Here is a 24,855-nt window from a genome sequence, read left to right as displayed (position 1 = left end):
TAGCGGCCGTGACGATCAGGTCCGAGCGAGTCGACGCACGGTGCGGGCCGTGACCGGCCTGGCGACGGACTCGGCGGCGGGCGCACCGGTGGTGATCGCGGGTGGTGGCATCGCCGGTCTGACCATGGCGCTCACGTGCCACCAGATCGGGGTGTCGGCCGTCGTGTTGGAGTCGGTGCGCTCACTCGCCCCGCTGGGCGTTGGTATCAACCTGCAGCCGAACGCCGTGCGGGAACTGTTCGACCTCGGTCTCGGCGACGAACTCGCTTCGATCGGGGTGGAGACCAGCGAGTGGGCGCTCGTCGCTCGTGGTGGGAGGGACGTCTGGGCCGAACCCCGCGGTCGAGCCGCCGGGTACCGGTGGCCCCAGTACTCCGTGCACCGAGGCCAACTCCAGATGCTGCTCCACCGCGCTGTCGTCGAACGCCTCGGCCCCGACGCGGTCCGCTCGGGGCATCGCGTGGTCGGCTATCGCAACGACCGCGACGCGGTCGTTGTCCGGGTCGACACCCGAGACGGAGGTGTCACCGAGGTCACCGGGTCGTTGCTGTTGGCGGCCGATGGCCTGCACTCGGCGGTGCGCAACCAGATGCATCCCGATCAGCCGCCACCGCAGTGGGGCGGCCAGATCCTCTGGCGAGGTGCCACCCCCGGCCCGCCGGTTCGCACCGGCTCGTCCTTCACGCTCATCGGCACGCTCGACCAACGATTCGTCCACTACCCGATCTCGTCGCCCGATCCGAACACCGGATTGCAGCTCCAGAACTGGATCGCAGAGCTCACCGTCGACACCGGCGCCGGGCTCGCCGGCAGCGACTGGAACAAGCAAGTCGACACCAACACCTTCCTTCCGGCGTTCGACGACTGGACCTTCGAGTGGCTCGACATCCGGTCGCTCGTCGAGGGTGCGCCGGCGGTGTGGGAGTTTCCGATGGTCGATCGCGACCCCGTCGACCGGTGGGTCGACGGTCGGGTCTGTCTGCTCGGCGACGCCGCCCACGTGATGTATCCGGTCGGCTCGAACGGTGCGAGCCAGGCCATCGTCGACGCCAGGGTGATCGGCGCGAAGTTCGTCGAGCACGGCGTCGGTGTCGATGCGCTCCGCGCGTACGAGTCGGACCTGCTGGAGCCGATGTCGGCGTTGGTGCTGCGCAACCGTGGCCACGGGCCGATCGGCATCCTCGGACTGGTCGACGAACGATCCGACGGCTTCTTCGACGACATCGACGACGTGATCGAGCGCGACGAGATCGAGCGGTACATGTCGAGCTACAAGGCCGCCGCCGGCTTCGCGATGGAGACGCTCAACTCTTCGCCGTCAACGATCGCCGCCGCTGCCCGAGTTGGCCGCGGGTACGACCAGGTCGTCTGACCTCGATTCACCGAAGGGATCTGCTTCATGCTCGTCGTCTTCCACGCCATCGACCGTCCGAACTCGGGGGATCTCCGCGCAACGACCCGCGCCGCGCACCTCGAGTTCCAGTCGGCCCGGAACAACCTGTTCGGCGGTCCGCTGCTCGACCGCAATGGTGACGCGTGCGGAACGTTGATCATCTTCGAAGCACCCGACATCGAGACCGCGACCGCCGAGCTCGCGGACGATCCCTACCTCGTGGCCGGGCTGTTCGAGCACGTCTCCATCACCGAGTTCGCGGGAATCGTCAGCGATACTCGACCGCACCATGGGTGATTCGCCAGACTTCCGATCCGCCGAGCGCGACGAGCCGCGCCGTCGCGCGGACGCAACGCCCGACGAACCGCTCCCGCCACGGAGCTTGCAGGAGATCGCCCACGATCGCGGGCGGATCTGCAAGAAGCGGGGCTGCGTCGTGTGCGCACCGCTCGTCGAGCAACGTCGACTGAAGAAGCAGCAACGCATCGCCGCCGCTCAAGCCCGCGCGCACGAGAAGGGGCAGCCGTGCGGCCGGAGGAGGTGCACACTCGAGGTGTGCGTCGCCGGCCGCGAGGCCGCTGCTGCGACATCAGCTGCTGACGTCGACGTGCTCGTGGCGCCGGAGTCGGGCCCTGGGGCGGCCTCGCGCCCGGTCTCGCGCTCGGTCTCGGGCGACCCGGAGTGGATGTCTCGTCGACAGGCCGAGCGGCACCGGGTCGGCCTGGCGTGTGGGGCGCACGACTGCCCTCGCGAGGAGTGCGTCGAAGGCTTCGCGAACGAGCGCACTCGCCGTCACCGAGCCCGTCGGCCCTGCCGATCTGCGACGTGCGACAACGCCATCTGCGTGGCCGCACGATCGACGAACTGATCTCGGTTAAGACCATGGGGCGGCCTGCCGATACGCGTGCGTGCATGCTCCCACCGACGCCCCCATCCGCGTTTCGGTCGACCGGCCCGACGCGTTCGCGTATGAGCGTGACCTCGAAATCGAAGTCCTGATCCAGGCGATCACCGCGCTGCGCCAGGCCGACATGCTCAGCGGCGACGAGTACGAAGCCAAGCGCCGGCGACTCACCGACTGCGCCTGACGCCACCGCTCGAACGCTGGCGCGCGGTGCGCGTCGACGCGGCAGCTCCGCAGGCCGAGCGTGGTGACCTGGCGGTGACCGGGCAGGTTCTGTCGTCCGCCATCGCGCCGTCCCCACTGGCCGCCGACATCGTGATGGCGAGTGATTCACAGGCAGCTGTAAGCGAGATGTAAGTGGGTTGCTTCACCGTGATCGGTGTCGTCTCCCGCTCTGCGATGACGGCGTTCAGCAACCGGACCCAGCGGGTCCGAACCCACCGGACAGGAGAGCATCCGTGAACACCGAACACCTCGTAGACAGCCGCTCCGAGCCTCGAACTCGTCGATTCCGGAGAACCCACCGTCGACGCTGGGTCGCGATGGCCACGGCGTTCGCGTTGGTGGGCGCCGCGTGCGCCAGCGACGACGCGGCCGATGAGCCCGCCGACACCGAGCCCGCGTCATCCGAAGCGGCCACCACGGAGCCGCCGGCCACCGACGCCCCCGAGACGACGGAAGCTCCGGAGACGACGGAAGCGCCGGAAACGACGACCACCGAGGCTCCCGACACCACGACGACCGAGCCGCCACCCCCGCCGGAGGAACCGTTCGACGTGTCGCTCGCCACGCTCGTCGGTCGACCCGCCGACACCAGTTCGCTCAACGGTGTGAGCGTGTCACCCCTCGACGGCAACGTGTACGTGGCCAGCGTCGGCGGCAACGAGATCACCGTGCACGACCCCGAGACCGGCGAGATCCTCGACCGGATCGGACCCGAACGCGGCGTGAACGGACCCGACGACGTGTTCGTCACCGACGACGGAACCGTGTACTGGACCGATCTGCTCGCCGGCAACGTCGGCATGATCACCCCCGACGGCGAGTTCAAGAAGCAGATGGTCGGACCCGGCGTGAACCCGATCACCATGTCCGACGACGGTCGCCTGTTCGTCGCGCGCATCTTCCTCGGCGACGGTCTCTACGAGATCGACCCGATGCTCGACGCCGACCCGATCCCGCTCGACGAGACCTTGGCCGGCCTCAACGCATTCGACTTCGGACCCGACGGTGCGCTCTATGCGCCGTCGTTCTTCACCGGCGACGTGTTGCGCATCGACGTCGACGCGGTCCCGATCGCTCCCGAGGTCGTCGCGTCGGGTTTCGGCATCTCCTCGGCCGTGAAGTTCGACTCGGCGGGCGAACCACACGTGGTCGACCTCGAGGAAGGACAGGTATTCAAGCTGGATCTCGCAAGCGGCGACCGTGAGATGCTGCTCGACATCGACGGCACCATCGACAACATGTCGTTCGACACCGACGACCGCCTGTTCGTCATCGCCGGCAACGACAACCAGATCATCCGAATCGACGACGACGGCGTGACCGAACTCGGCGAACTCGGCATCGGCCTCCCCGGCGGCGTGGCGGTCACGCCCGACGGCACCGTCTGGCTCGCCGAGCTCTTCGTGCTGCGCGGCTACGACGCCGACGGTGAAGTGACCACGTCGTTCTACGACGCGTTCGCCGAGCCCGGGACCGGTTTCGCCGGCGCCGCGTCGGTGTCCGCCGACGGCGACAACCTGATCTTGTCGAACACGTTCTCCGGATCCATCCAGCTGATGGATCCTGCCACGGGGGAAATCCTCCAAGACGTGCGAACGGTGGTCTTCCCGGTCAACGCGATCCGCCACGGTGATCGAATCGTGGCCGCACAGGCCGGTGGCGGCAACGTCGTCAACGTCGACGATCTCGACGATGTCCTGCTCGCCGACCTCGCCATTCCGACAGGCCTCGCCTCGGATGGAACGACCCTCTACGTCAGCGACTGGGCGACCGGCAACGTGTGGGCCGTCGACGACGGAGGTGCGAACGTGGTGGTCGAAGGCTTGGCGCAGCCCGAAGGCATTGCGATCGACGGTGATCGACTGCTGGTGGTGGAGACCGGAGCCCAGCAGGTCATCGCGATCGACCTGGCCTCCGGCGAGATCTCACCGGTGATCACCGGGCTCGATTTCTCGGCGATCCCGATCGAAGGCTTCTTGCCCAACGGTGCACTGTCGAGCGTGGCGATCGGACCCGACGGAGCGATCTATGTCTCCGACGATGGCGTGAACAGCCTGTACCGCTTCGAGCGCTGAACTCGAACCGATACGTGGGCCAGGCCGCTGCCCGACGGTGCGACGCTCGCATCGTCGGGCAGCGCTGGTCGTCACCCATCGACGCCACCGGGTCCGAGTCGGACGAGCGTGCGCGAGACTTGCGAGGTGGAGGGCAGCGGCGACGGCACGATCGGCATCGGAGTGCTCGGCCCGCTCGTCGTCCGACGTGGCGACGACTCGGTGAGCGTTGGCGGGCTGCGTCCGCAAGCGATTCTGGTGACGCTCGCACATCACCTCGACACGACGGTGAGAGTCGACACGCTGATCGAGGCGGTGTGGGGCGAACACCCCCCGAAGAGCGCTCGCAACGCGATCCAGGTCCACATCTCTCGGTTGCGCAGCGCACTGGGCCCGTCCTTCGAGCTGCAGACGTCGGAGCACGGCTATCGGCTGAGCGCTGCGCACGTCGAGTGCGACGTGGCCGAGTTCGAACATCGCGTTGCTGCGGCGTTGGAGTTGGCCGAACGCGATCCGGGTTCGTTCGTGACGATGGCGCGGGAAGCGTTGAGCCTGTGGCGAGGCGATCCCGTGGCCGACGACCTCGGTATCGACGTGGTGAGCGGGCGCCTCGTCGAATTGCGAGATGCGAGGGTGCGTCTGCAGACGATGCTGCTCGATGCGCAGCTGAAACTGGGCCAGCACGAGCAGTGCTGTGCCGACGCCGAGGCGCTGGCGGCAGACCATCCGTTTCGCGAGGACATCCGTTGCCTACAGCTGCTTGCGTTGTATCGGTCGGGGCGCCAGTCGGAGGCGCTCGCGGCCTACCGTCGTGCTCGTCGACTGCTCGTCGAGGAACTCGGCGTGGAACCAGGCCCTGAGCTGCGTTCGCTACACCGTCAGATTCTCGAACAGGACGAGCAGCTGCTCGGGCACCCGACGACCTCGAGAGGTGTTCCGCCGGTCGCCGAGGTCACCCTGGCAACCGACAACCTCCGACCGGAACCGAACGAGCTGGTCGAGCGCGCGGAGATCACGACGATCATCGAGGCGCTTCGCCCCGGGCGCGTCGTCACCGCGGTGGGGGCCGGGGGGATCGGCAAGAGTCGCTGTGTCGCTGCTGTCGCTCGACAGTGCATCGCCGACGGCCGCTTCACCGATGGTGTGTGGCTCGTCGATCTCGCTCCGCTCTCGGAGGGTTCCGCCGACGTGGCGGTGGCAACCGCATCGGCGATGGGGTTGGGCCAGCAGCCAGGCGTGTCGTTCACCGACACCGTTGCCAGCTACCTCGCACAGCGTTGCGCGCTCGTCGTGCTCGACAACTGCGAGCACGTGGCAGTCGCTGCCGCCAACTTCGTCGATGCGCTCCTCGCCGTGGCGCCGACGACCGTGGTGGTGGCAGCGAGCCGTGTCCGGCTCGGCCTTGCCTCCGAGTCGGTCGTGACGGTCGATCGCCTGACCGATGCGGGCGCCCGGAAGCTGCTCGCCGCCAGGATCGCCGAAACCGGCGCCGGCCCGTTCGCCGATGAAGCGTGCGCCGAGTTGTGCGCCGCACTCGACAACTATCCGCTCGCACTCGAACTCGCCGCAGCACGGACCCGGGCACTCACGCCCCAGGAGATCGTGGCCAGGCTGTCCGAACAGCCAGAGTTGCTCCACTCGTCGAGAGATGCGGCTGCAGTCGGGTCCCAGCGGCGCCACGCCGACCTGGGTGCCGCACTCGATTGGTCCCTCGGACAACTCGCACCGGAGGTGCGCGACACCTTGTACCGCTCGACGGTGTTCGTGAGCGACTTCGATCTCGACACCGCCGAGGCGGTCCTCGGCACCCCTGGACGCGGTGCCGGGGACATCGTCTCCGACCTCGGTGAACTCGTCGAACACCATCTCGTGAGCCGAGATCACGGGCGCGCTCGCTTCCACGTACTCGAACCGATCCGTCAACATCTTGCGGGTCGAGCGAGTTCGTCGGCCCATCAGCGCTACTCGGATCACTTCGCGGCGTTCGCGATCGAAGCTGCCCGCGGGCTGCGTGGGCGCGACGAAGCGGTGTGGTGGGATCGTCTGCGCGCCGACCTGGCGCACGTCCGTGCGATGGCGCTCGACGCGATCGATCGTGGAGATGTCGAATTGCTCGACCGGGTGATGCGCGAGATCGCGGTCTCCAGCCCGGTCGGTGGGTTCGTCGAACCGGGAGACTGGGCGCTGCGCGCCATGCGCGAGCTCGAGATCGACCCGGCCCAGGCCCCAGGAATCGCGCTGTCGGCTGCGGCGTACTACGCGCATCACAAGCAGAGCGACACGTGCGATGCGCTCCTCGATCAGCTCGACGGTGCCGAGACCGACCCGGCCGTCGCCGCCACCAGCTACGCCATCCGATCGTTGAACGATCCCGCCTCGAGCCGCTGGATCACGCTGCTGGGTGACGCGGCCGAGGCGTGCGGCGACGAGTCGCTGCAGGTGTACGCAGCGATCCAAGACAAGGAACGCCCAGACGTCGACTTCGCCGACCGGTTCGGCAATCCGACGCTGCGGGTCTTCGCACGATCGTTCCACTCTGCCTACGTGCTCCACGACAAGCACGGGGCCGAAGCTCGCCAGAACAAGATCGATCTGTATCGGATCGCCCTCACCTCGAACAACGAGCACACCATCGCGGGCGGCCAAGGCTTCATGGCGATCCAGCACTGCTTCGACGGCGACCCGCTCAGCGCGTCGCCGCTCGCTGTCGAGATGATCGAGCGCTTCGCGAAGGGGAGGTCGCCGTTCTGGATCTGGCACGGGGTCGAGATGATCGCCGTGCTGCTCGCCATGGCGCGTACCGATCCATACACGTCCGAGAAGCTGTGGACGGGCGTGACCGCATCGGGGACGGTCCCCTACTCTCGCCTGACCCGCGACCCGAGACTCCCCGAGTGGGTCGGCTCGCAATTGACCGACGAAGAGAGACGACGAGCACGCGCCGAAGGTTCTGAACTCGACATGGACACTGCGGCACGCCAGGCACGAAAGGCCGCCGAGGGCCTGGCCTCAGGGTGATCGTCAGGCCGTTGGTCGTCAGGTATCGACGAAACGTTCGATGGCAGAGCGCAGTTCCCGAGCCGCCGCGTCGAGGTCGAGGCTCGCGCCGTGCGCGCGGGCGCGGGCGAGTTCGCTCGCTGTGAGCTGCGACTCGACCCACTCGGGGTACTCGGGATAGCGAGTGATCCGTGACGACGGGATGTAGCCAGTCGCGTCGACTGCCGCCCAGAGCGCTGCCGCCGTCTCCGGTTCGCGTCGCATGGCAGCGAGCATGCCCGCCATCGACTCGATCAGTGTCCAACACATCTGCGCAGCTCGCTGGCGGAGTACCAATTCGAGTGCATCGAGGATGAGTGGTGCGCCCCGGTCGAGGCCCGCACCCGTGCGGCAGATGGCGTTGCCGCGCAGCGCTGACCCTTGACTCAGCACGACGGCGTTGTTCGATGCGATGGCGGCGGCGTAGCACTCGTCAGCTACCGAAGCGCCGCGACGACGTTCGTCGGGCGACATCGAGACGTAGGAGCAGAACCGAGCGAGCGAACGCAGCGTCGGGTTTCCGTATGCGTCGGCCCGCGCGAACGCGTCCGAGTGTCGCCCCTGCGCAGCTGCGAGCACTGCGAGCGTTTCATCGCCGGCCCGCTCAGCGTGTGTTGCCATCTCTCCGGCGAAGCGGATCATCTCGGCAGGGTGCCGAACGCTCGCGAGATAGGCGGTGATCGCGCGCACTCGCGGGTCAGATGAATTGCGGAGTCGGTCGATCGTCCGGTCGGTGTCGCGGAGCCGCAGGCTCGTGAAGTGACCGCTCGCAGCGGTGAGCGCCGTGAGCGGCGCATCGGTCGGATCGGCGTCGAGTCGTGCAAGGGCGTCGTCGGCCCACGCGCTCGGCCCGATCTCACCGCCGTTGATGACCACGAGCGGCATCCACTCCATCGCGGCTTCGAGCGAAGAGATGTCGCCGCGCTCGCTTGCCCAACGCACAGCCTCTCGAAGATGGGCTCGCTCTGTGCGGAGACGGTTCCACCATTGGGCCTCGTCGCGGCCGACGATGCCCGCCCCGATGTGCGCCGCCTCGTTCAGGTAGTGCTCGGCGTGGCGACGCCGGGTCGACTCGCCGAGGGGAGCGCGCCGCAACACGGTCTGTCGGATCGGCTCGAGCAGCGCGAACCGCGCCGACGGCTGATCGCGGACCAGCAGGTGTTGCTCGACCAGAACGCCCAGGTCGTCGAGGAGTCGTGCCGGTGTCGCTGCGTCGTCTGCGAGTACCGACTCTGCAGCTGTGAGATCGAAATCGTCGGCGAACACCGCCGAGCGGTACAACGTCGTGAGCGCTGACTCGTCGAGTTGGGCAAGCGACCAATCCAACGCGGTGTCGAGGCTGGCGTGGCGTTCGCCGGTTTCGGCGGCCAATGCGGCGATGGGTTGCTGCGCCAGCGCTGGGTGGCTGACGAGCCGGGCCACGATTTCGTTCGGCGAGTGGGTTCGGGTGCGAGCGGCCGCGAGTTCGAGTGCCAGCGGATAGTTGTCGAGCGCGACGCACAGTCGCTCGACGTCGTCGGTCGGGAAGGGTCCCGAGCCGAGTTCGGTCGTGCGTGCGTTGAACAGGGCGACGGCCTCGGCCACCGACAGCGTCGGGAGGTCGATGGGGCGTTCGCAGGCGAGGCCGAGCCGGACACGCGATGTCACCAACACCGCTGCGCTCGAGCAGCGATCGAACACCTCGGTGACGAAGGCCGCGACCGCAGGTCGGATGTGCTCACAGTTGTCGAGCACGAGCACGACGCTGCGGCCGTTCAGGTAGGTGCCGATCTCCGCAGCGGAGGGCACGGTCGCCTGATGTCCGGCACCGATCACCGTTGCGACGGCTGCCGCGACGCTCGACACGCCGGCTGATTCGTCGATGGTGGTCACGTCGACGTACCAGACGCCGTCGGTCCAGATGTCGCCGTCGCGTGCGCGCTGTGCCGCCGCTCGAGCGCACCGTGACTTTCCGATACCTCCCGGCCCGAGCACGGTGACGACTCGGTGTGGTTGCAGCTTCGACACGACGTCGCCGATGTCGCCACGTTCGATGAGTTCGTTCGGTTCGGGTCGAAGGTTGTCGGTACGGCGCGACCGCGTCTCGCGGTTCGGTCGCGGCGGCCGCAGCTTCGGGTCGTCGTTCAGGATCTGAGTCTCGAGGTCGAGGATCGTGGGAGATGGGTCGAGTCCGGCTCGCTCGACCAACTGGCGTCGATGGGTAGCCAAGGTGCGCAGCGCGTCGGCTCGGCGCCCGGACCGATACTGCGCCAGCATCGACGACGCAACGAGGTCCTCGCGAAGTGGATGCTCCCGAACCAGCGCTTCGAGTTCGGGGACGAGTTCTGCGGTCCGTCCGCATTGGAGGTCGGCGTCGATTCGTAGCGAGGTCGCGGTGAGCCGAAGCTCGTGGAGCCGGGCGATGTGCGGCCGGGCGAACGCAGCGTGATCGAACTCGACGTACGGCGGCCCCCTCCAGAGGTCGAGCGCGTCGCGCAGCACCGCCGACGCCACCCCAGGGTTCGTGACGAGGCTCGTCTTGCCCGCTTCGACGAGTCGTTCGAATCGAACCGCGTCGATCGTCTCGGGAGCGGCACTCAGGGAGTATCCGGTCGGTCGTGTCAGCAGGAGCGTGCCGTCCGTGCGGCTCGGCCGGGCGGGCTCGAGTGCGGACCGCAGGCGAGACACCGCCGTCCACAGGGCACGGTGCCGGTCGGCGTGGGTCGATCCCCACACGATCTCGATCAGTCGGTCGATGGACACGACGGTGCCGCGATTGCACAGAAGTGCGGCGAGCAGCGTCCTCCCGCGCGGCCCGCCCAGGTCGACGAGTTCACCGTTGCGGAGCACCTCGAGGGGTCCGAAGACCTTGAACTCGAAGGTGGTCCCGCCCGTCATCAGCCAGAGCTTGGCACGGTGCTGGCTCGAAGCCCAGCGAGGCTCGACACCTGTGTGGATCTGAGGCCGTGCCCCTCGCACGAACGACCGGGACCGACGCTCCACACCGATCGCACCGACGAACCCGGTGATTGCCCACCACGATCATGCTGGCGTCGACTCCTCGATGGCGGTCGACATCGACGTCGCCGTGTCCGACCGGGGCGAGCGACGGCCACGCGCCACGATCCCTTCGGACACGGTCGTGGCAACCGGCCTGGCGGAACTGGGGGTCCGAGGTCGATGACCGCGCCCCGATCGGCGCGATCCGCACCGGCCGTCGAAGGGCTCTCCGAGGCGCTCCACTTCGAACTGGGCATGCTCGGTATCCGGGTGGAGCTGGTCGAGCCGGGCGGCGTGAACACCGACTTCGGTGGTCGATCGTTCGTGTTCACCCACGACCCCGGGTTTCCCGACTACCAGCCGTTGGTCGACATGGCCGCTGCCGCGTTGCAGGAGGAGGCGTCGGACGAGAACCAGGAGCCGCACGAGGTCGCCGAGGTGATCTTCACGGCGGCGACCGACGGCACCGACCCTCTCCGCCGTTCTCACCCGGCTCTCAACTGCGACGTCTAGTCTCAGTTCGGTGAGTGAGACTGACCTGAACGTGACGGCGCACGAGGTGCCGCGGCGCGCCGACTTCGTCCGGCGGCGGTTGCGGGCGATCGACGCGTTCATCGACCTCGTGCTCGAGGGCGACCCTACGCCGACGCCGGAGACCGTCGCCGAACGGGCCGGGGTGTCGCGAGCGTCGGTGTTCCGCTACTTCGAGTCGCTCGACGTACTGCGTGCCGAGACCACGGGCCGGGTGCTCGAACGCTTCGTCGACCTGTTCGAGCTCGGTGAGCCGTCGGCGGTCTCGCCCGCGGACCGGGCCGCCGACTTCGTCGACTCCCGCCTCAGATTTCACGAGACGCTCCACCCGCTCGGGCTGCTCCAGCGCCGCCACGGAGCCGATCCTGATGCGGCCGCCACGATCGACCTGGGCCGCACGCTGCTCGCCGATCAGGTACGGGCCTACTTCGAACGTGACCTCGAGCCGCTCGACGACGAGCACCGTGAGGACGTCGTCACGACGATCGCCGCGCTGACCTCGATCGAGTCCTGGCAGCAGTCAAGCCACAGCCACGGCCGGACCTCGGCCCAGACCCGTCGAGCCTGGATCTCGGCGATCACGGCCGTGATCGCGGGCGCCGGCTCATCCACCGGAAGGAACCTCTCATGACCACGCTCCCCGTCCACGCCATCCGACCGTGGCGCTCACGCTGGCGACTCGCTGGCGCCGTACTCGCCGGTGCCGTGCTCGTCTCGGCATGTGGCTCCGACGACGCGCCCACGGTTGCCGACACCGAGGCCCCGGACGCCCCAGCGACGACCGCCACGCCGACGACCGCCGCGCCGACGACGGCGGCTCCGCCGACGACCGCGGCTCCGCCGACGATCGTCACGCCGACGACCGTCACACCGACGACCGTGGCGTCCGAGGTCGAGGAGGTCGCTGAATCCATCGACTGCGCTGCGGTGCCGACCGGGGTCACCGAGTTCGTCCTCGATGCCGGTGGTGCCGAGCACGACGTGAGGATGTACGTCCCCACGACCTTCGACGGCAGCTCCGAGCTCCCTCTCGTGATGAACTTCCACGGCTTCGGATCGAACGGCGACCAGCAGGCCGCCTTCACCGGCTACGAGGAGTTCGCCGAGCTCGAAGGCTTCGCCGTCGTGCATCCGACCGCCGTTCCCTCGAGCGCCGACGAACAGCAACGCAACTCCTGGGAGACGTTGGTCACCGACGACCCCGAGAAGGACGACATCGAGTTCACGAACGAGCTCCTCGACCTCCTGATCGACGACTACTGCATCGACGCGAACAGGGTGTACGCGACGGGCATGTCGGGCGGCGGCATCTTCACCAGCCAACTCGTGTGCGAGATGTCCGATCGACTTGCCGCCGCGGTGTCGGTCGCCGCGATCTACTACCCGGCATCGTGCGACCCGGCCGAGGCGGTGCCGTTCACGGCGATCCACGGGACGCAGGACCCGACGGTGCCGTTCGACGGCGACCTCGCCGGCACGCGGTTCGAGACGGAACCCTTCGCACAGCTGCTGTTCTCGACGCCGATCCCCGACCAGTTCGCCCAGTTCGCGGCGGTCATGGGCTGCGACCCCGAGGGTGAGCGGGTCCAGACGTCGACCGATGTCGTCACCACCACCTATTCCGGCTGCGACGACGGCGTGCCGCTCGTGTTCCACGAGGTCGTCGATGGCGGGCACGCCTGGCCGAGCTCACCGCTCACCGAGCCGGACTCGCCGGTCGTCGACCAGCTGACGGAGCTGCAGGGCTACAGCACCTTCGACATCGACGCCACCGCCGACGCCTGGGCGCTCTTCGAGCAGCACACCCGAGACGCCTGAGCGTTCGTGTCGTGCCTCAGTCCTGGTGGGTGAGGGGTTGCACGACGTCGGCGAGCTGGGCGACGAGTTCGGAGCGACGAGCGGACGGGTCGTTGCCGGCGGCTGCGTGCGCTCGGATCCTGCTGCCGCCGGGGATCTGCTCGACGTCGACGCGCAGGCCGGCGAGCGCGGAGTCGGCGATCGCTGCGATGATCACCTCGGGACGCGCCTTCACGTCCGCTTCGGCGACCACCTCGACGACGCTCGGGTCGTCGGCGGACGGCCGGATCCGGCCGAACCGGTCGAAGTAGGTGATGTCGCGGGCCGGGCGGCGCCGGTGCGACGGCGAGAAGTCGACGCCCTTGGTGTAGGCGACGGGGAACAGGCAGATCTGGGTGACGTCGTCGGGCAGTTCGAGCAGCTCGGCCACCGCATCGGCCTGACCGAGGTACATCGTGGTCCAGACCGTGCCGAGCCCGCGGCTGCGCAGGGCGACCATGAAGCTCCATCCCGACTGGATGACCGAGTCGAACAGGCCGGGCCGGCCGCTGCCGTCGTGGCGGCCGATGATCGTCGGGATCACGAGCGCCGGCATCGACGCGATGCTCTCGGCGAGCCGCTTCGCTCCCTGCATCATCCGGGCGTTGGGATGGTCGGTGCCCTCCAGCCGCTCGGCCGTCTCGATCACCCAACTGCCGCCGGCCGCGAGGTAGAGCTCCGCGAGCCGGTCCTTGGTGGCCTGGTCCCGGATGATCATCCATCGGCGGCTGCCCATGTTGCCGCCGGTGGGCGCCTGCTCGGCGACGTCGATGCAGTCGAGCAGGACCTGGTCGTCGACCGGTCGCTCCAGGTCGAGGCGCATGCGCACGGCGCGGGTGGTGGTCAACGCGTGGTCGACGACTTCGACGTAGCGGTCGGTCCCCGGTTCGAACTCCATCACCCCAGTGTCGCGGGCCCGCCCGGCACGGCCGACATCGGGCCGTCGTCGACGTTGCCCTCAGCGGGGCCTCGGTCGGGTCGCCGCAATGCCGAGTTCGGGATCGGCGTCGGACTCGGTGAAAGCGCTGCACGATCCGGAGTGGGTGCTTCGTCGGCAGGCCGAGCGGCACCGGGTCGGCCTGGCGTGCGGGTTGGAGGACTGCCTGAGCGAGGAATGCGCGGCGGGTTTCGCGAACGAGCGCACCCGCCGTCACCGGGCGCGGCGACCCTGCCGCTCCGCTACGTGTGGCAACGCGATCTGTGTGGCTGCTCGATCGACGAAGTGATCTCGGTCAAGATCGAGCACGCTCTGCCGATACATCTGCGTGCCTGCTCCCACCGACGCCACCATCCGTCGTTCGGTCCACCGGCCCGACGCGTTCGCGCGCGAGCGCGACCTCGAGGCCGACGTGTTGATCGAGGCGATCACCGCGCTGCGCCGAGCCGACATGCTCAGCAGCGATGAGTACGAAGCCAAGCGCCAACGCCTCGCCGCCCGCGCCTGAACGACGGCGCCTGAACGACGGCGTCGTGGACGGGCTCAGCTGATGCGGACCCCACGGGTCGTGCGGCGGCGAGCGGCGGCTGCGAGCGCGATCCCGAGGAGGAGCAGCAGCATCGCGACCGTCGTGACGGGCAATGACTCGCCGCCGGTGCTCGGGAGCGAACCGACCGGCGTCGGCGTGGGCGCGGCGGGCGCGGACGGCGTGGTGATCGGCGCGGCGATCGGGATCGCTCCCGGTGCGGCTGCCACGACGATTCCGTCGTCGTCGACCGTGAACGTAACGACCGCTTCGGTCGCGTTCGACGTGACGTCGATGAGGGTGACCGTGTGCTCGCCGGCGTCCCAGTCGGCCGGGAGGACGACCCCGGTGAAGGTGATCGATCCGTCGACCGTGGCAAGCGTCGGGCCGACCTCGAACGGCGTCGACCGGACGATGCCGCGATAGGTGCGCCCTGCTTGGATCTGCGGCGTCTCGACGGTGAGATCGATGGTTCGGTTCGGTGTCATCGGCTGCGACGATGACACCCTGATCGTCGGGCCGGGCGCCGTCGTGGTCGGCCCCGCGGTCGTCGTCGATGGGTCGGTCGTCGTCGGTCCCGCGGTGGTTGTCGATGGGTCGGTCGTCGTCGGTCCCGCGGTGGTCGTCGATGGGTCGGTCGTCGTGGTGGTCGATGCGTCGGTGCTCGGCGGTGTGGTGGTCGTCGTGGTGGTGGTGGTGGTCGTGGTGGTCGTGGTGGTGATCGGGTCGACGATCTCGACCTCGACCGAGGTGTCGACCGCGGCGCCCGAGTCGTCACGGACCTCGATGTCGACGGTGTAGGTGCCCGGCGTCGTCCAGATGTGGACGGCGGACGGGCGCCTCGTCGCGATACCGGTGTTGGTGACCGGCACGATCTCCGAGGTGCCGTCGCCCCACGACACGGTCACGGTGTGGGTGTCGACGACGCCCGTGTCGGAGAAGTCGAGCGCGAGTTCGGCCTCTTCGCCCGCGAAGATCGGGCCGGCGCCCGCAACACGCAGGACGGAGACGTCGCCGATCGTCGGTACCGCGTTCAGGATGAAGAGATCGAGTCCGGTCGAGTTGCTCAGCTGGCCCGATTCGCCGAACGCCTCGACGTCGATGATCTCGAAGGTCTCGTCGGGGAAGACGAGATCGATCGAGAACTCACCGGTCAGCGGCGACACGGGGTAGCTCGTCGTCTGGCCCCCGACGGTGATCTGGATACCCGACTCGGCCAGCACCGTCCCCACGATCTGGCCGCTGATCGTCACCGGGACACCCTCGATCCCGCCGCCGGGGATGCTCAGACCGACCACTCTCGGGCGGTTGATCACGTCGAGCGTCCGGCTCGTCGTCGTGGCGTCGGTGCCGTCGGACACCTCGATGTCGATTGTCTGTTCGCCGCTCACCGCATACACGTGGGTGAGTCGGTTGGTCCCTCCCGGCGTTCCGGTGATCGACGACGAGGTGCCGTCACCCCAGTCGACGGTGACCGTGTGGTGCTCGATCGCTCCCGGGGCGTCGGCGAAGTCGACGGAGAGCGCGATCGTGTCGCCGGTCTCGGCGGCCACCGTGCCGAAGGCGAAACCGTTGATCGTCATCGAGGTCGAGTCGATCGTCGGAGCGACATTGCGCACGGTCAGCGGGAGGGTGTTCGCCGGGCCGATCGCGCCACCGGCGACCGGCGTGATCCTGACGCTGAAGCTTCCGTCGTCGGTGAACTGCCGGGCGGTGCTGAAGGCGCTGGTGCGGGCGTCGGTCGGCGTCGAGAGCGCGATGGGAGTCGGCCCGCCGGTCACCTCGATGTCGACGGATTCGGCAGACGAAGCGATGCCGGCGAAGGTCGCCGTCTCGCCCTCGTCGACCGTGATCGACGCTGGGAGTTCGACCACGAGCGGTCCGGCCAATCGGAACGTGCCGGTCACGAGGTTCGACGGGTTGGTCGGTGATGACCGCCGTGGTGCGGTTGCGGAGAACGAGTCGGTGATGCCGTAGTCCGGTTCGTCGGTCGTCAGGTCGACCACGCCGATGCGGCCGTCGACGAAGCTGATGAACTGTTCGGGGTTGCCGTCGGTGTCGTGCAGGGTCAAGTACGGCAACAGCGTGCGCTCGCCGGTCGCCGACAGCGGTTCGACCACCCACCACCCGTCCGACAGCCAGGCCGCGAAGGTCTCGCCGCCGGACGAGAACGTGATCTCCTGGCTCAGGGTGGAGGTTCCTTCCTGTGTGGTCACGAAGTACGGCGCGTTCAGGGTCGGATCCGGTGTGGAGGAGGTGCGGACCTCGGAGGTCGGTGCGAAACGAGGTGTGGTGGCCTCTGCGAACGTCGGGAGGAACCTGGCGATGTCGAGTTCGCCCGTCGAGGCGTTGGCGGCGGCCAGGTCGTCGTTGAGCTGACCCTCGATCGCCGCCTGCTCGAAGACCTGAACGGCTCGAATGATCGTGGCCACCGTGAGCGCGATGACGATGACCGGAAGCACGGCGAAGCCACCACCCAGACTCGCGGTCCCGACGCTCTTCGCGACGAACACGAGCGCCTTGAGGGCGGTGACGAACGGGAAGGCGATGCTGAAGGTGCCGACGGCGCTACCGAAGACTCCGGCCCCGACGAGCGCTGCTGCCAGGCCGGCTGTGAGGGAGGCTGACATCTCGCCGGAGGCGATGGTGGAGCCGAGCTGCAGTTCACCGGTGTACGCCGCGTAGCCGTACGCGGCGAACTCGGTGTAGCTCGGAGGTGTCACGGAGGTGAAGACGCCGGCGAGGCCGCCGGTGCAACCGGGGTCGAAGTCGGGAACGTACTGATGTGGTGCGGGCGGCTCGTAGTCGCACGGCGCCGCCTTCCACTTCGCATACTCATCAACGGCTGCCTGGGCGATCGCTCGCTGTGTGGCGAGGTTGAGTGTCTGTGCCCAGGTGAGTGCGCCTCGCTCGAGCGCCGACACGGTCTCGCCAGCGTTCACTCGCTCCTGGATCGCGATCAGTTTCATGAACAGGCGCGTCCGGACCTCGTCGCGACCGAAGGCAAGGATCTCATCTCGTTCCTCGGCGTTCAGTTCGACGCCGCGTTCTTCGGTGATCTCGGCGATCACGTTCTGCTCCAGCAGGCAGACCGGGACACCGCTGATGGTCACGTCCGGTCCGCCGGAGGGATTGGACAGGTTGAACTTCTGCACGACGACCGCCCGGTCATTTCGGCGGGCATCGGTTGCGAAGGTCCCGGTGCAGGCCGGGGGAAGCTCGGCCGGGGTTCCTCCACCGCCGAGGACCTCACACGGATCGAAGGGGAGATCCGGGAAGTCGGCCGGGTCGCACTCGATGGGCGTCGGGTCGATGGGGATCGTGTCGGCCACTGCGATCGGGACCGACGGCCCACCCGTGGTGACGACGGTGAACGCCATTGCGGCGGCGAGCGTCGTCGCGATGGCGCGGACGATCCGACGCCTGTTGATCTCGTCGGTACGAGCGTGCGCCATGTCGTTCATCTTCGATTCCGCCTCTGTGCCTTCGGACCCTTCCGGAGGGGCCCAGTGCTCCCAAGCAACCACATCGGTGTCGCCGAGTCATCGGTGGTCAGCTACGTAGTGGCCGCAGGGGATCAGCGTGGCGACAGGCCGTTGCCACGGTGTGTCGCGCCCACTCGTGGGGCGGGACCATCTGGTCGCCGCCGTCTTTCGATCCATCGAAGCCGATCACGTCGGCGGCCGGTTCGCCCGTGAATCAGGCGTCGCCGACGACGTGAGCGTGCCCGCCCAGCAGCATCTGGCCGCGGCTCCGGACGTGGCCGGTATCGGCTGGGATGACACCGTCACTGCGCCCGTGTTGCGTCGCCGGTCGTCGACCCGCGTAGGTTCGACGGGATGGCACGCTCACCTGATCATCCGGTCCTGACCGACCGGGCGCGCCGACGTCGGAGCGAACTGCTCGACGCGGCGCGCCGGGTGTTCGAGGACGTCGGCTACTCGAGTGCGACGGTGGCGGACATCGTGCGCGTGTCGGGTGGTTCGCGAGCTTCCTTCTATTCGTACTTCACGTCGGCCGACGACGCATTGCTCGAGTTGGTCGAGGAACTCGCCGACGGTCTGTTCGACGCGTCGACGAGCGCGCTCGCTTCCGGCGCGACTCCGTTCGAAACGCTGACGTCGAGCATCCGTCAGTTCATGCACGCTTATCGCGATCGGGCGCCATTGCTCGCGGTGCTCGACCAGGCCACGGTCGCCAGCAACAGGTTCCGCGGGGTGCGCCTCGAGATCCGAATGCGGTTCGCCGGTGCGATCAGTGATGCGCTCGGTCGACGGCCGCGGGATCCCGTTGCAGGCCTGGACGTCGAGTCGGTGGCGGTCGCGCTCGGAGGGATGGTCGAGGACATGGCGCGAGGCCGATATCTGCTGGGCCAGGAGATCGACGAGGAGGTCGCGATCCGGACGCTTGCGGTCATCTGGGCCCGGGCGGTCGGCGTTCCCGTCGATTGACGGTTCACGGAGACGACAGGGAGTTGACACCCCGTCAACTTCCTGTCAGCCTGGCGGAATGCAGGCACCTGAATTCGTCCCGCTGCGCTCGGTCGAGCGTGCGCCGGCCCCGCCCGCGGTGATCACGGGCGGCTCCGTCGGGGCGCGGACGATCGCTGCGATGCAGGCCAAGCGTCTGCGCCGCGATCGACTCACCAGCGAGCTCGGCGAGTTCCGCGAAGAATGGTCCGACGTACGATGACCACGTTCTCGATGGCGGCGCTCGGTGCGCCTCGTGTCGACGTCGGTCGCGACCGGCTGGCCGTGATCCACGGCGCAGAGCGGCTCACCTACGACGAGCTCGACCGGCGGGCTGATCTCGCGGCGTCCGCGCTGTCGAGCTCGGAAGTCGAACCGGGTGACCACGTGGGGTATCTCGGTCTCAACAGCGCCGGGTCCATCGAGCTCCTCATCGGGTGTGCCCGGATCGGGGCGGTCGGGGTGTACTACAACTGGCGACTCGCCCCACGCGAGCTCGCCGTCGTCCTGGCCGACAGCGCACCCGACCTGCTCGTGTGCGACGCGATGTTCGTGCCGCTCGCCGCGGCCGCGGCAGGCGAACTGGTCGATCCACCCCGTCTGGTGGTTCGATCCGGTGCGGGCGACATCGAGGTCCCCACCGGCGCCGTCGAGTACGACCGGTGGATGACATCGGGCACCGGCGCGGTGCCGCCCGTACAACCTTCGTCCGACGACGTCGCGGTCCAGCTCTACACGTCGGGGACGACCGGCGTGCCGAAGGGGGCGCGCCTGACCCACCGAGGGTTCGCCGCAGCCATGCCCGACACGGCTGGCTTCTGGGGGCTCGACGGTGGCTCGCGCGTCCTGTCGGTCCTCCCGATGTTCCACATCGCCGGCATCGGCACCGCTGCTGCGACGTTGTGGGCTGGCGGAACGCTCGTGATCGCCGACGACGCGAGCGCTGCGGCGACGCTGCGTGACATCGAGACCCACGGCCTCACCCACATCATCCTCGCCTCGGTGATGCTCCAGGCCCTGGTCGACGCGCCGGAGTTCCCCGCAGCCGATCTCCGCACGCTTCGCACGGTGTCGTACGGTGCGGCGCCGATCAGCGAGTCGGTGCTCGCGACGGTCCTCGATCGCCTCGACTGCGCGGTGATGCAGCCCTACGGGCTGACCGAGACCACCGGCGTGCTCACCCTGCTCACCGCCGACGATCATCGGGCCGCGCTGGCCGACGGAGGCGACCCGTCACGTCTGCGCACGTGTGGAACGGCGAGGCCGGGCGTCGAGCTCCGAGTCGTCGAACCGACGACGGGCGTCGACGTCGAGCCGGGCGAGCCGGGCGAGCTGTGGGCGCGATCGGAACGGATCATGTCCGGCTACTGGAACCGTGCGGAGCAGACCGCCGAGGTGCTCGTCGGCGACGGCTGGTTCCGAACCGGCGACGTCGCCGTGATGGACGCCGACGGCTACGTCGAGCTGCGCGACCGGCTGAACGACATGATCATCTCCGGCGGCGAGAACGTGTATCCGGTCGAGGTCGAGAACGTGATCCAAGCCCACCCCGACGTCGCACACGTCGCCGTGATCGGCGTGCCACACGACCGATGGGGCGAGACCCCCGTCGCCGCGATCGTTCCCGAACCCGGCCGCGATCTCGATCCCGACGACGTCATCGCGTTCGCACGCGACCGGCTCGCCCACTACAAGTGCCCGACCGCAGTGCACGTCGTGGACACCCTCCCCCGGAACGCCACCGGGAAGGTGCTGCGCAAGGAGTTGCGCACCGACGCCTCGTGGCAACGACCCACCTGAACGATCGATCCACCTGGAGCAGACACATGGACCTCATCGCCAACCGCCCGAGCCCGTCGGTGCAGGACGTCTTCGCCGACGACGTCAACCCGGCGCCCGATCTCATGCGCGTGGAGTCGCCGGCGGTGGGGCAGTCCACCGACGACGTCCCGATCGATCGCTACTTCTCGAAGGAGTGGCACGACCGTGAGGTCGAGCAGGTGTGGCGGAAGTGCTGGCAACTCGCCTGCCGGGTCGAGGAGATCCCGAACGTCGGCGATCACATCATCTACGAGATCGTCCACGACTCCCTCCTGGTGGTTCGGACCGCGCCCGACGAGATCCGCGCCTACGTCAACTCGTGCCTGCACCGCGGCACGATGCTGCGCACCGAGGCCGGCTGCGTGCAGCGGTTCCGCTGCCCGTTCCATTCGTGGACGTGGAAGCTCGACGGCACGCTTGCCCACATCCCGCAGCAGTGGGATCTGCCCGACATCGACCCCGACGAGCTTCGCCTGCCGGAGGCGCAGGTCGGTACCTGGGGTGGCTTCGTGTTCGTCAACTTCGACCTCGACGCCGAGCCGCTCGAGTCGTACCTCGAGAACCTCCCCGAGCACTTCGCGGCGTTCGATCTGGAGAACCGCTACAAGGCGGCGCACGTGGCGAAGATCATGCCGTGCAACTGGAAGCTGGCGATGGAGGCGTTCGTCGAGGCGTATCACGTGTCGTCGGCGCATCCGCAGGTGCTGTCGTACTACGGCGACACCAACACCCAGTACGACGTGTGGCCGGGAGTCCGCCACGTCAGCCGGATGATCAGCGTGCAGGGCGTGCCGAGCCCCTCGGTCAAGACCACGCCGCCCGAGAAGACGATCGAGGAGATGCGGCGCGACGTGCCGTTCTTCGGCGGTCAACCGATCGACGTTGCCGGCGGCGAACGTGCTCGTGACAAGCTCGCCGAGCGCTCGCGGGAGAAGATCTCTCGCTCGACCGGGACCGACCTGTCCGAGCTGTCGGACACCGAGGCGCTCGACCTGATCGAGTACATGCTGTTCCCGAACATGGTGCCGTGGGGCGGCCAGGCCTTGCCGCTCACGTATCGATTCCGCCCGAACGGCGACGATCCGGAGACGTCGATCATGGAGATCATGTTCCTGTTCGCGAAGGGTCCCGACGGCAGCCACCCCGAGCCTGCCGAGATGCGGATGCTCGGGCTCGACGAGATGTGGTCGGACGCTCCTGAACTCGGTTCCGCGGCGATGGTCGCCGACCAGGACACCGACAACCTGATGCGCATCCAACGCGGACTGCGCGCCTCGAAGAAGCCGGGCGTGACCCTGATGAAGTATCAGGAGAGCCGTATCCGCCACTTCCATGAAACGCTCGACGCGTACATGGACGCCGACGCGGCGGCGACGCACGAGGTTCGCTGATGTCGGGCTTCGATCCGCTCGCCTCTTTTCGACTCGACGGCAAGGTCGTCGTGATCACCGGTGCCAGCTCTGGCCTCGGCGTCCGGTTCGCCCAAGTGGTCGATGGCCTCGGTGGCATCGGAGTACTCGCGGCGAGGCGAAAGGAACGACTCGACGACCTCGTCGGCACCCTGGAGCATGCCGAGGCCGTCGCCTGTGACGTGGGCGAGGCGGGCGCCAACGAGGCACTCGTCGAGCATGCGCTCGACCGACACGGCCGCGTCGACGTGGTCGTCGCGAACGCCGGCATCGCCAACGCAGTCCCCGCTGCGAAGGAGTCGGTCGACGGTTACCGCGAGGTCGTCGACATCGACCTCGTGGCTCCGTTCGCTCTTGCGCGGGCGGCCTACGGCCCGATGCGTGCGCAGGGTTCCGGATCGATCGTCATGGTCGCCTCCGTCGCCGGGTTCCGCAGTATGGAGCTGCTCCCTCAGGCGTCGTATGTCGCAGCAAAGACCGGCTTGATCGGACTCACCCGTGAGCTGGGACTGCAGTGGGCGCGCCACGGCATCCGGGTGAACGCCTTGTGTCCCGGCATGTTCCCCACCGAGATGACGACCGGGGTCACCGACCATGCCGAGGTGACCGAGATGTTCGAGGCGGCGGTGCCGATGCGACGGCTCGGCCGCACCGGCGAACTCGACGGCGCGGTCGCCCTCCTGGTCTCCGATGCCAGCAGCTACATGACCGGCCAGACCCTCGTCGTCGACGGCGGCGTCGCATGCTGACCGCCGTCGCCCCGTTGCGCCTGCCATGAGCTACGAGGCGGTGCTCTCGCCGATCCGGCTCGGCGGCGTCGAGATTCCGAATCGGGTGGTTCGAGCAGCTCACCTCACGCAGTTCTCTCGACGCGGCCAGGTGTCCGACCAGTTCGTGGCCTACCACGAGGCTCGGGCGCGCGGCGGCGTCGGGCTCACGATCCTCGAGAGCGCGTCGGTCGATCAGGCGATCAGCCCGGCGCCGCTCGACGCATCGAACGATCAGATCATCGACGGATGGGGCCGGGTCGCCGAGGCCGTGCACGGCCAGGGCATGCGTGTCTTCGCGCAGCTCTTCCACGGCGGCAACCAGTTCGACCCACTCGACGGTTCGGCGCCGTGGTCGGCGTCGACGATCGCCGGGTGGACACTTGGTGTTCCAGCGCAGGAGATGACGCCCGCGATGATCGAGCACGTCGTCGACGCGTTCGCTGCGGCGGCCCGCCGTGCCGAAGCGTCGGGGCTGGACGGAGTGGAACTCCACGGCGCGCACGGCTACCTCCTCGCCCAGTTCCTGTCCCCGCTGACCAATCGACGCAGCGACGACTTCGGCGGGTCGCTCGAGAACCGGCTGCGGTTTCCGCTTGCCGTGCTCGACGCGGTCCGCGACGCGGTGAGCCCCGGCTACCCGGTGGGCATCAGGCTCTCGGGGAACGAGCAGCTCCCGGGCGGACTCGACAACGCCGACTGCGTCGAGATCGCCCGACGTGTCTCCGAGTCCGGTCTCGTCGACTTCCTCGACCTGTCGGCCGGCGTGTACCAGTCGATGAACAAGATGATCGGTCCGGTCGACGAGCCGCACGGGTACGAGCTCCCCGACTCGATCGCGATCACGCGGGCCGTCGACACACCGACCATCGTCACCGGGCGCATCCTCACCCTCGCCGAGGCCGACGCGATCGTCGCCCGCGGTGATGCCGACATGGTGTCGATGGTGCGCGCCACCATCGCCGACCCCAACCTCGTCGTGCGTGCCGAGCGAGGCGAGGTGCCGCGGCCGTGCATCGGATGCCTGCAGGGATGCTTCGGCGGTCTCTTCGAGCGGGAGTTGGGCTGCACCGTCAACGCGACCGTGTCGCGCGAGGCGAGGATCGACGACGCCGACCTCGGTCGCGCAGCGGCCGCCCGGCGCGTCCTCGTCGTGGGCGGTGGACCCGCAGGCCTCGAACTGGCGCGGGTAGCGGCGTCGAGGGGACACGACGTGGTGCTGTACGAACGTTCATCCGACCTCGGTGGGCAACTGTCGCTCGCGCGTCGAACACCGGGCCGAGACGACATGGGCCTCATCGTCGACTGGCTCGTCTCGGAGCTCGATCGACTCGGCGTCGAGGTCCATCTCGGCTCGGAGATCGACGCCACCTCGCCGGCCACGATCGGGCGCTTCGACGTCGCTGCGCTCGCCGGCGGCCCGATCCCGGGCGACCCGATCCAACTCGGCCGGCCGGCCGTCTCGTTGCAGTCGACGGACGCGACCCGGCTGCTGTCGTCATGGGAGGTCTTCGACGAGCAGGCGCCCCCGCTGTCGGGGCCCGTCGTCGTGCTCGACGATGTCGGCCACATGGAAGGTGTCGTCGTCGCCCAACACCTCGTCGACTCGGGCTGCGACGTCACCGTCGTGACCCGGTTCGAGGGGATGGCGAACCGCATCGCTCCCGACTGGTCGACCTGGTCGGCTCGTCAGCATCTGGCTCGCGCCGACGTGGCGGTTCGGGGTCGCGCGTACCTCGCGGAGGTCGGCGACGGTGTGGTCACGATCGGCTGCCTCGACGGTGGTTCGGACACGACGGTCCGGGCCGCCGCGGTGGTGCACATCAGTCACCATCAACCGAACCTCGAACTCGCTGCGTTGCTCGGCGACGTCGCCGACGTCGTTCACGTCGTCGGCGACGCTCGAACCCAGCGGTTCCTGACCGCTGCGATCCGTGACGGCTTCGAGCTCGGCATGAAGATCTGACC

Annotated in this window: 19 protein-coding genes; 16 read left to right on the top strand and 3 right to left on the bottom strand. The window is 68.4% G+C overall.

Going from position 1 to position 24,855, the window contains the following annotated elements; translation table 11 throughout:
• Positions 1 to 49: 49 nt before the first annotated feature.
• The 6 genes from ACE37B_RS12395 (at position 50) to ACE37B_RS12370 (ending at position 7,594) form a co-directional block, all read left to right on the top strand.
• The gene (locus tag ACE37B_RS12395) at positions 50 to 1,372 is read left to right on the top strand and encodes a flavin-dependent oxidoreductase (RefSeq protein ID WP_409923624.1); all 1,323 of its coding nucleotides are present in this window, start codon (positions 50 to 52) and stop codon (positions 1,370 to 1,372) included.
• A 27-nt stretch (positions 1,373 to 1,399) separates the two neighbouring features.
• Positions 1,400 to 1,690, top strand: a complete 291-nt coding sequence (locus ACE37B_RS12390) for a YciI family protein (RefSeq protein ID WP_409923623.1) — start codon at positions 1,400 to 1,402, stop codon at positions 1,688 to 1,690.
• Positions 1,683 to 2,261 (top strand): hypothetical protein, encoded by a 579-nt coding sequence (locus ACE37B_RS12385; protein ID WP_409923622.1) that lies wholly within the window; start codon positions 1,683 to 1,685, stop codon positions 2,259 to 2,261. Before ACE37B_RS12390 ends, ACE37B_RS12385 begins: the two co-directional genes overlap by 8 nt.
• 40 nt (positions 2,262 to 2,301) lie before the next feature.
• Complete coding sequence (locus ACE37B_RS12380; protein WP_409923621.1) at positions 2,302 to 2,481, top strand: hypothetical protein; 180 nt, start codon at positions 2,302 to 2,304, stop codon at positions 2,479 to 2,481.
• A 358-nt stretch (positions 2,482 to 2,839) separates the two neighbouring features.
• Positions 2,840 to 4,597 (top strand): hypothetical protein, encoded by a 1,758-nt coding sequence (locus tag ACE37B_RS12375; RefSeq protein ID WP_409923620.1) that lies wholly within the window; start codon positions 2,840 to 2,842, stop codon positions 4,595 to 4,597.
• A gap of 126 nt (positions 4,598 to 4,723) precedes the next feature.
• Positions 4,724 to 7,594 carry a BTAD domain-containing putative transcriptional regulator gene (locus tag ACE37B_RS12370; RefSeq protein ID WP_409923619.1) on the top strand — a complete coding sequence of 957 codons (2,871 nt, stop codon included), beginning with the start codon at positions 4,724 to 4,726 and terminating at the stop codon, positions 7,592 to 7,594.
• Positions 7,595 to 7,612: 18 nt separating this feature from the next.
• On the opposite strand, the gene ACE37B_RS12365 is transcribed toward ACE37B_RS12370, so the two are convergent.
• A complete protein-coding gene (locus tag ACE37B_RS12365) occupies positions 7,613 to 10,489 on the bottom strand; it encodes a BTAD domain-containing putative transcriptional regulator (RefSeq protein WP_409923618.1) in 2,877 nt (958 codons plus the stop codon).
• Positions 10,490 to 10,771: 282 nt separating this feature from the next.
• Here ACE37B_RS12365 and ACE37B_RS12360 point away from each other — a divergent pair, with 282 nt between their 5' ends.
• From ACE37B_RS12360 to ACE37B_RS12350, 3 genes are read left to right on the top strand one after another with little or no spacing between them, the layout of a single operon-like run.
• A complete protein-coding gene (locus tag ACE37B_RS12360) occupies positions 10,772 to 11,104 on the top strand; it encodes a hypothetical protein (protein WP_409923617.1) in 333 nt (110 codons plus the stop codon).
• Between the two features lie 10 nt (positions 11,105 to 11,114).
• Positions 11,115 to 11,753, top strand: coding sequence for a TetR/AcrR family transcriptional regulator (locus tag ACE37B_RS12355; RefSeq protein ID WP_409923616.1), 639 nt, complete (start codon positions 11,115 to 11,117; stop codon positions 11,751 to 11,753).
• On the top strand, positions 11,750 to 12,940 hold the full coding sequence (locus ACE37B_RS12350; protein WP_409923615.1) for an alpha/beta hydrolase family esterase: 1,191 nt from the start codon (positions 11,750 to 11,752) through the stop codon (positions 12,938 to 12,940). The genes ACE37B_RS12355 and ACE37B_RS12350 overlap by 4 nt, the downstream gene beginning before the upstream one ends.
• A 16-nt stretch (positions 12,941 to 12,956) precedes the next feature.
• Here ACE37B_RS12350 and ACE37B_RS12345 read toward each other — a convergent pair whose 3' ends face one another.
• Positions 12,957 to 13,856 (bottom strand): nitroreductase family protein, encoded by a 900-nt coding sequence (locus ACE37B_RS12345; RefSeq protein ID WP_409923614.1) that lies wholly within the window; start codon positions 13,854 to 13,856, stop codon positions 12,957 to 12,959.
• 367 nt (positions 13,857 to 14,223) lie between these two features.
• Between ACE37B_RS12345 and ACE37B_RS12340 the strand changes: the two genes are divergently transcribed.
• Positions 14,224 to 14,403 carry a hypothetical protein gene (locus ACE37B_RS12340; RefSeq protein ID WP_409923613.1) on the top strand — a complete coding sequence of 60 codons (180 nt, stop codon included), beginning with the start codon at positions 14,224 to 14,226 and terminating at the stop codon, positions 14,401 to 14,403.
• Positions 14,404 to 14,438: 35 nt separating this feature from the next.
• Here ACE37B_RS12340 and ACE37B_RS12335 read toward each other — a convergent pair whose 3' ends face one another.
• Complete coding sequence (locus tag ACE37B_RS12335) at positions 14,439 to 17,876, bottom strand: PKD domain-containing protein (protein WP_409923612.1); 3,438 nt, start codon at positions 17,874 to 17,876, stop codon at positions 14,439 to 14,441.
• Positions 17,877 to 18,260: 384 nt separating this feature from the next.
• On the opposite strand from ACE37B_RS12335, the gene ACE37B_RS12330 reads away from it, so the two are divergent.
• From ACE37B_RS12330 to ACE37B_RS12305, 6 genes are read left to right on the top strand one after another with little or no spacing between them, the layout of a single operon-like run.
• Positions 18,261 to 18,872, top strand: a complete 612-nt coding sequence (locus ACE37B_RS12330; RefSeq protein WP_409923611.1) for a TetR/AcrR family transcriptional regulator — start codon at positions 18,261 to 18,263, stop codon at positions 18,870 to 18,872.
• A gap of 58 nt (positions 18,873 to 18,930) precedes the next feature.
• Positions 18,931 to 19,113: a hypothetical protein gene (locus ACE37B_RS12325; RefSeq protein ID WP_409923610.1), complete on the top strand. Its 183-nt coding sequence runs from the start codon at positions 18,931 to 18,933 to the stop codon at positions 19,111 to 19,113.
• On the top strand, positions 19,110 to 20,690 hold the full coding sequence (locus tag ACE37B_RS12320; protein WP_409923609.1) for a class I adenylate-forming enzyme family protein: 1,581 nt from the start codon (positions 19,110 to 19,112) through the stop codon (positions 20,688 to 20,690). The genes ACE37B_RS12325 and ACE37B_RS12320 overlap by 4 nt, the downstream gene beginning before the upstream one ends.
• A 26-nt stretch (positions 20,691 to 20,716) precedes the next feature.
• The gene (locus ACE37B_RS12315) at positions 20,717 to 22,102 is read left to right on the top strand and encodes an aromatic ring-hydroxylating oxygenase subunit alpha (protein WP_409923608.1); all 1,386 of its coding nucleotides are present in this window, start codon (positions 20,717 to 20,719) and stop codon (positions 22,100 to 22,102) included.
• Positions 22,102 to 22,869, top strand: coding sequence for an SDR family NAD(P)-dependent oxidoreductase (locus ACE37B_RS12310; RefSeq protein ID WP_409923607.1), 768 nt, complete (start codon positions 22,102 to 22,104; stop codon positions 22,867 to 22,869). The genes ACE37B_RS12315 and ACE37B_RS12310 overlap by 1 nt, the downstream gene beginning before the upstream one ends.
• 25 nt (positions 22,870 to 22,894) lie before the next feature.
• On the top strand, positions 22,895 to 24,853 hold the full coding sequence (locus ACE37B_RS12305) for an NAD-binding protein (protein ID WP_409923606.1): 1,959 nt from the start codon (positions 22,895 to 22,897) through the stop codon (positions 24,851 to 24,853).
• Positions 24,854 to 24,855: the final 2 nt, after the last annotated feature.

Source organism: Ilumatobacter sp., assembly GCF_046290335.1.
Lineage (GTDB): Bacteria > Actinomycetota > Acidimicrobiia > Acidimicrobiales > Ilumatobacteraceae > Ilumatobacter_A.
This window is presented reverse-complemented; position numbering and strand designations above follow the sequence as displayed.